Here is a 1,891-nt window from a genome sequence, read left to right as displayed (position 1 = left end):
GCCTGCGTGAGGGCCGTGTCCCCGCCGGCGGCGGCGTAGTCCCGGGCGGCATCGGCGATCTCCCGGGCTACCTTGGTCAACGCTTCGGCGATGCGGGCCACCGCCTTCGTGTCCCCGGAGGCCGCGGCCGCCAGGGCTTCCGCCTTGAGCCGCCGGAGCTTCTGGCCGGCCGGCTGAAGCGCGGAGGCGGCGAGGTCCCGTCCGCTGGTCCGGGCCGACGCCAAGGACAGCAGGACCCCGCTGATCTGGGACAGCTTGGCGTAGCCCAGCCGCTCCGCGGCGGCCAGTGGCGACCCCGCCTCCGGCTCCGGCCCGGGACCGGTCGCCGGCGTTGCCTCACCGGGATTCCCGACGAGGCCCGGATTCTCCGGCCTGTGCGTCCCCGGCCGCTGTGCCCCTTCGGGCGCCGCCACCCTGTTCACAGATCCAACCATGGCCATCCTGCCGTGCGGAACTGTCGTGCGCCGACCGACTCACGTCATGCCGGCCCCTATTAAGTGCGCATCGGTTGGGATTTTTGCAAACGCAACGCTGGGTTTTTCAGATTAAATTCAGATGTGTTTTTGCGAAACAATGTATTTTGATTTCTATGGGTATCATAAAATACAGAGCGAGGACTTATTGTCCGTCATCGCGGCATAATGGCAAAACCGAAACGCTTGGGCTCAAGATACTGGAAGCTGACGCAGTCTCCGGCTGGTCACAATCGCCGGCGTCAACCCGCAGCTGCCGCCGAAACCGGCTCTGCGATCGTCTTCATATCCCGATGGACATTCCCGGCACCCCTGGTCTCGCCCGCCGGGACCTGTCAGACTCCGCCCATGACCTTGTCGATTCACCGCGCGGCCGCTGCGATCCGCAGCCGAATTAACGGCCCGGCCTGATCCGTCAGGCCGGGTCTGCCCGCCCGTGAACACTCTGGCGCCTGCTGCGCCGTGCCCAAGGTCGACCGTGATGCCTGCCCAACAAACGACGCTGCATCTCGTCTGCGGCAAGATCGCCGCCGGGAAATCGACGCTCACCGCCGGCCTCGGCGCGGCGCCCGGCACCATCGTGGTGGCCGAGGATCGCTGGCTCGCCCGGCTGTATCCCGATGAGCAGACCACCCCGGCCGACTATGTCCGCCACTCGACCCGCCTGCGCAGCGTGATGGGCCCGCACGTGGTGGACCTGCTCCGGGCCGGGCTCTCGGTGGTGCTGGATTTCCCCGCCAACACCCGCGCCAGCCGGGACTGGATGCGCACCCTGTTCGAGGAAGCCGGGGTCGTCCACCGGCTCCACTATCTCGATGTGGCCGATGACGTGTGCAGGGAGCGCCTGCGCGCGCGGAATGCGGCCGGCACGCACGACTTCACGGTGACGGACGCGCAGTTCGCGCTGTTCACGCGGTACTTCGTGGCGCCGACCCCGGACGAGGGCTTCGACCTGATCGTCCATCGAGCATAGGGGCCAGCTTCGGCTTCTGCCCATACGGTGCGCCGTCGGCGGCTTCGGGACTTGCGCCCGTGGACTCCATCGGGCTCGGCTACGCACACCAACCCACAGGCCCGGCGGAAATTTGTGCATCGCAACCTTCCCCCGGCCCGCGCGTTCACCGTCTGGCTAAGTCTGGTCCGTTAGAAGCTCGGCCGTGTGGATCGGAGATCGCATGATGCCTGTCGAGAGTTGGCTGAAGCCGGACGAGGTGCCAGACCTCGCGGCACGGGCCACCGCCATGATCGATGCCGCCCTGACGGGTTCGGGCCTGACCCGGGAGACCTACTGGTCGGCCGTCCGCAAGGGCTACAACACCCCCTACAACGATCCGCCCCGCAAGCGCCCGGCGCCGGCTCAGCCGAACGCCGTGACGCCCGCCGCCGCACAGGCGGAGCCGGCCGACACCGTGTCGGTG

The 1,891-nt window shown here is 67.8% G+C and carries 3 protein-coding genes; 2 read left to right on the top strand and 1 reads right to left on the bottom strand.

Going from position 1 to position 1,891, the window contains the following annotated elements; genetic code table 11:
• The coding region (locus FV228_RS28385; RefSeq protein WP_187277948.1) for a hypothetical protein at positions 1-434 on the bottom strand (434 nt) is incomplete at its 3' end.
• A gap of 520 nt (positions 435-954) precedes the next feature.
• Here FV228_RS28385 and FV228_RS28380 point away from each other — a divergent pair.
• Both FV228_RS28380 and FV228_RS28375 read left to right on the top strand, forming a co-directional pair.
• Positions 955-1,446 carry an ATP-binding protein gene (locus tag FV228_RS28380; protein WP_147857536.1) on the top strand — a complete coding sequence of 164 codons (492 nt, stop codon included), beginning with the start codon at positions 955-957 and terminating at the stop codon, positions 1,444-1,446.
• 202 nt (positions 1,447-1,648) lie between these two features.
• Positions 1,649-1,891 (top strand): hypothetical protein (locus FV228_RS28375; protein WP_246694061.1); only part of this gene is annotated, 243 nt, incomplete at its 3' end.

The organism is Methylobacterium sp. WL18 (genome assembly GCF_008040015.1).
Classification (GTDB): Bacteria; Pseudomonadota; Alphaproteobacteria; order Rhizobiales; family Beijerinckiaceae; genus Methylobacterium; species Methylobacterium mesophilicum.
Note: the sequence above shows the minus strand (reverse complement) of the source record. Positions and strands in the feature narration are given on the sequence as shown.

Coding starts and splice junctions, on each gene's coding strand:
- FV228_RS28380 (WP_147857536.1), top strand. CDS start 955: ATGCCTGCCCAACAAACGACGCTGCATCTCGTCTGCGGCAAGATCGCC.